The 5,672-nt window shown below is 42.0% G+C and carries 3 protein-coding genes; all 3 read left to right on the top strand.

The annotated features are described in order from the left end of the window. Positions 1–30: 30 nt before the first annotated feature. A complete protein-coding gene (locus Q8907_11905) occupies positions 31–2,148 on the top strand; it encodes a polysaccharide lyase 8 family protein (protein MDP4274973.1) in 2,118 nt (705 codons plus the stop codon). A 4-nt stretch (positions 2,149–2,152) separates the two neighbouring features. After that, positions 2,153–4,873: a heparinase II/III family protein gene (locus tag Q8907_11900; GenBank protein MDP4274972.1), complete on the top strand. Its 2,721-nt coding sequence runs from the start codon at positions 2,153–2,155 to the stop codon at positions 4,871–4,873. Positions 4,874–4,891: 18 nt separating this feature from the next. Continuing rightward, positions 4,892–5,672 (top strand): hypothetical protein (locus tag Q8907_11895; protein ID MDP4274971.1); only part of this gene is annotated, 781 nt, incomplete at its 3' end.

The raw sequence follows: 5,672 nt of genomic DNA, 5'->3' as shown, positions 1-5,672 counted from the left end.
TCTTTTTGATAACATAATAACATTTTCAATATGAAATTTTTAAGTAGGTATTTGGTTTTGTCTTTCCTTTGTTTTTCAATTTTATCCAATGGATATTCACAAATAAAAAGTAGTTATTCTGACGACCTGGCCCAGTTGCATCAAAATGTGATCAATGATATTTTAAGTGATTTTAGTAATGAAAATAACATTGAGAAAATCAGCAAGGAATTGAATGATAAGGGATTTTGGCCGGACATAAATTATCTTAGTAAACAACGGGGTGCCTGGCAACCTAATGATCATTTCACTAATGCCTTGCAAATGGCAAAAGCATACCAGACAAGTAATTCGAAATATTTCCATGATCCGAAACTTTCTGCCAAAATTCTGTTAGCTCTTGATTATTGGTTTCAAAACGATTTTCAGTGTCCCAACTGGTGGTATCCTCAGATAGGGGTTCCCATGACACTTGCTCCAATCATGATTTTGATGGAGGATGAGCTTTCGGTGGAGCAAAAAGAAAAAGGAATAAAAATATTGGACCGTGCAAAAATCGGGATGACCGGACAGAACAAGGTATGGCTGTCGGGTAACGTATTGCTAAAATCCTTGCTGTTGCGCGATGTGGAAACAATACGCAAAGCTTCTGCATCTATTCAGGAGGAAATGAAGGTAAGCATGCAGGAGGGTATTCAGGCTGACGGCTCATTTCATCAGCACGGCCCTCAGATTCAATTTGGAAATTATGGATTGGCATACGTGGAAAGCATGATCAAATGGATCTCTGTACTTAGGAATACGCCATTTCAGTTTGAGGAAACAAAAATGGCCATCTTGCGTAATTATCTTCTGGAAGGGCAGCAGTGGGTGACCTGGAAAAACAGGATGGATATCAGTGCCTGCGGTAGACAACTTTTTGTTAATTCTCCGGCACAGAAGGCCAGGAGCCTGGCCTATTCCTATAAAAAAATGCAAACCCTTGATCCTGCATTTGCAGGAGAATATAATAAAGCTATGCAATATCAGAACCTCGTTGGGGACAAACATTTTTGGCGTTCCGATTTTCAGGTAAAACGTAGTCCCGATTATTATTTTTCCGTAAAAATGTGTTCCAAAAGGGTTATTGGAGCAGAATCCTGTAATTCCGAAAATATTCAGGGCTATTATTTGGGAGATGGGGCAACTTATTTCTACCAAAAAGGGCAGGAGTATGAAAATATTTTTCCTTACTGGGACTGGAAGAAAATACCGGGAACGACCACTCAGCAGGACAACAGAAAATTGCCCGTACTCACGGCTTCAGGTTACCGTATTGCAAGCGACTTTGTTGGTGGGGTTTCTGACGGGAAGATAGGTGTTGCGGCAATGGATTATAACAGAGACGGACTAATGGCAAAAAAATCCTGGTTCCTTTTTAATGGCCAGATTATATGCCTGGGGGCAGGCATCAGCTCTGCACAAGGCTTTCCTGTAACCACCTCGGTAAACCAAACCTTGTTGGATGGCAAGGTTATCATTAAAACTAAAAGTGAACAGGTAATGGGCAATACTTCTGTAGACTTATCAAATCCACGTTGGATCCTTCATAACCAGACAGGCTATTTTTTCCCCAACGGAGGAAATTTAAAACTCGAACCCCAGGTTGTAAAAGGATCGTGGAATAGGGTAGCCTCAAGATATAAGGATGTTCCAATTAAAACCGGTGTTTTTAAGCTTTGGTTCGACCATGGAGTTAATCCTTCTTCTCAAACCTATGCTTATGTGTTGGTTCCGGATGCTACAATCAGCATAATGAAAAAGCTGGAAACCGCAAATCCTTTCAGGATTATTAAAAATGACGAAAATATGCAGTCTGTTGTGTCGACTGACGGGTCATTGGCCGGGATAGTTTATTATAAGGCAGGTAAAGCGGACGTCTTTGGAGGTGTGGCAGTAGACCAACCTTGTATTATTATGCTCCAAAAGGAATCGGGACAAATAAAAATTTCCGTTTCTGATCCTACCCAGAAATTAGTGCAGGTTCAGGTTTCTCTTAAAGGAAAATTTCTTTCCAAAGATGCTTCAACTAACCTGGCTTTTGAATCAGGTAAATCAATTGTAACTGTTTCTTTTCCCAAAGGCGATGAGGCAGGAAAAACCATCAGTATGAACCTTTACCAAAATTAAGATCATGAAGTTGATAATTAAAATATGTATATGCATTGCGGCCTTGAGCCTGTCATTTACTCTTTTTGCGCAGGAAAACTTTCCGCATATATTGGTAAATGATAACGATAAACAAATCGTTCTTGAAAAAGTGAAGCAACAGGCTTGGGCCAGGGCTATTTTTGATGATTTTAAGAAAAATGTTTCGGTTTATGTTGACCGGCATCAGACTGATAAAGATTGGATTTTAAGCCGTTACCTGATGAACCGTATTCCGGGGAAACGGTATACAACAGTTTATTCTGATCAATCAGGACTTCGTCTGGTCAGATGGACCGGCGATGCTCCTGTACCTACAGTCAGGGTTTCAACTTATCTCAGGTCTCCCATTACCGAAAAGGGGACTTCTTACCGGAAACCGACCCTGGAGGAATTGGTTCCCAACGATACATCCCGTTTGATGCACCTTTATAATCCCGAAACCAGACAAAAAGAATGGGTTGATCCACAGGGTTTTATAACAGAGATCAACGGGGATATAAACGATTTGGTGCTTCAGGCATCCATCGTTTACTGGCTTACAGGGGAAGAAAAGTATGCCAGGTTTGCTGCTGACATACTTGAACAATGGGCCAAAGGGGCCTATTATCAGGAGCCGATTGTTGGGCCTTGCCGTACAGGATTTCTGGATATGCAAACTTTGGGTGATCAGAGTTATCGCAGCATAATTTTAGCCTATGATTTTGTTAAACCGTTCATGAAGCAAAATGGATACGATCTCCATTGGTATGAGAAGGTTTTTGAAACTTTTGCTTCCACTCTTGCATTCCGGGGTTACTATAATAACAACTGGTATGCAGCTGAAAGTTCCACCATGGTTTTTGCCGCGCTCAGCTTGGAAAATAAGCAGAAAAGGGACTATTACCTTCAGTTTATACTGGAAAAAGATACTATGAATGGAGGCTGTGGCCAGCTGGCATTGCCTTCGACAGTTGAAAAATGGCTTACTCCTGACGGGCACTGGAAAGAGCCGGGAGGTTATCACAATTATCCGGTAAGCAACTTGCTTTTGGCATCACTGGCACTTGAAAAAAACGGATATGATGTATTCCGCCGTTTCCCTGCTCTTCTCAAAGCATCCTATGCCATGCTCAAATATTCGTTTCCAAACCTGACTGATGGCGGTTTTGGTGATACCGGCAGGGCTTCGCAAAGTGGTGAGTCTCTGGAAATAGGATTGATCGGGGCTATTAAATACAACCGGCCTGAATTGCCCGAAATGCTGGCTTCGATGAAAAAACTCATTGAAGGGGGTATATATCAAAGGGAAAAATCAGGCTATCTGGGATTGTTGTGCTTTTTATCCGGATTACCGGAAGCAACCACAACTTATCAATGGCCCAGAACCGGGAAATTGGATTTTGCACGGTTTTTTCTGCAACGTAATGGAATGGATGTACAAAACGGATTGATGGTTGGAGTGCAGGGGGCAACTTATAACCATAATCATTGCAATGGTATGTCAATGGAATTGTATGGATTGGGAGATGTATTGGGCATTGATGCAGGAACAGGTCCCAATTATGAGCATCCGTTGCACCGCAATTATTACAGCCAATGGGCAGCCCATAATACTGTTGTTGCTGCCGGTTCTTCAAGTTCTGTACCTTTTAGCGGTACAGCAGGGGCTAAAAATATCGGGCAGATTGAACTGGCAGCCATGGAGCCTTTACCCGACGAAAAAGCCGTATCCCCTGCATATTCGTTTACCGATACCCGTTACTTTGACAAATCGACCCGCACCAATCAGTCACGTACACTTTCTATTGTCAGAACTTCTGAAACAAGTGGTTATTATATTGATGTTTTTCGTTCCGATAATTCGGTGAGCAACGATTATGTTTACCATAACATTGGCGATCAACTCTCCTTCTTGAGCGAAAAACGCGAACCGTTAAACACGGTTTCAACTTCTTATCCCCTAAGCGGGAAGGATTATCCCGGCTTTCGCTTTTTTACCGATGTCCATAAGTTGGATAATTATTCAGGAAATATAATTGCACGCTTTTCAATCAGGGATGCAAATTCAAGCGATTTGTTTCTGCAGGCTTTAATTGCCGGGAATGAAGGCCGGACTTATTACCAGGCGATGTCACCGAAAACAAAAACTTCGGGAAAGCAGTACAGTGGCAAAACCCTTCCGGTTTTTACTGTTCGTACTGAAAAAGAAGCTGGCAGCAAACCCTTTGTAGTGGTATTCGAACCGTACCGTGGTGAAAACGCATATACAATCGACCATATTTCGCTAGCCAGCCGCAACGATGGTAAAGACTTTACTTCCCTGAAGGTTTTCCTTAAGGATAATTCAAGCCAGATGATTTTTCAGTCAGTTGATAACAGTAAAACTTTTTCGGATAATCTTTGGAAGTTCCGGGGATATTTCGGAATAGTTGGCTTAACCGGGAATAAAGTATCATCCTTGTATCTGGGCAAGGGTAAAGAATTAAGTTATGGAGATTATTCTGTATATCCTGAAGCAGAAGGAGCGGTTAATCTCATCATCGATCGCAAAACTATCCGGGTAAGTTGCAATCAGCCTACTCGGATTTCTGTTGCAAGCGCCAATATTACAAAAGTTATTCTTCACGAGGGTTCCAGTCAAACTATTCTTCCTGTTAAGAAAGTTGGTAAAAGAGTCTTCTTTTCTGTTCCGGAAGTTGAAAATGCAGAAGTTGAGATACAATGATTTAATATCCTTGAATAAATGAAATACAAATATGAATTTTCCAAGATACCATTTCATAAAATAGCTTTTTCTGTCATTCTTTTTCTGTCATTTCAGCTATCTCCTTTGGCAGCCCAGGAGAATGAAAGTTGGCATGCCTCTCAGAAATTAATTGAGCAGTTGTCAAAACAACAACCGGGGACAAATTATGATGAAGGGAAGGTTCCTGTTTTTTCCTTACCGGATGTATTGACCACTTCGACAGGGATGAAGGTTAGCCAAAAAGATGAATGGTTAAAACTCCGTCGGCCCGAGCTGCTGGAACTATTCACCTCTCAGGTATACGGGCGTGTTCCAGCCACCCCGTATAGAAAAAGCATCAAGGTGGTGAAGGAGGATAGAGGGGCCATGAACGGTGCGGCTACCTTGAAACTTGTTGATATTACCATCAGTGCTAAGAATAAATCACTAACCATCCATTTGGGAGTCTTCATCCCAAACAAAGTTCACGGACCTGTTCCTGTTTTTCTACTGGTGTGCAACCGTCCGCCTAAAAATATCGATTTTACACGTGAAAATAAAAGTGAGTTTTGGCCTGCTGAAGAAGTTCTTGCCCGTGGCTATGCCATAGCCGCCTTTTATAATGCGGATGTTGATCCGGATTTTGACGATCATTTTCAAAATGGTATTCACGTACTGCTGGACAACGGACGGTCGGCAGATTCATGGGGAGCCATTGCTGCCTGGGCTTGGGGAGCCAGCCGCTGCCTGGATTATCTGGTATCCGATAAGGACATAGCGCACGATAAGATTGCTGTTG

The sequence above is a fragment of the Bacteroidota bacterium genome, assembly GCA_030706565.1.
Lineage (GTDB): Bacteria > Bacteroidota > Bacteroidia > Bacteroidales > JAUZOH01 > JAUZOH01.
The sequence above is the reverse complement of the archived record's forward strand: the minus strand, read 5'-3'. Positions and strand labels throughout refer to the sequence as shown.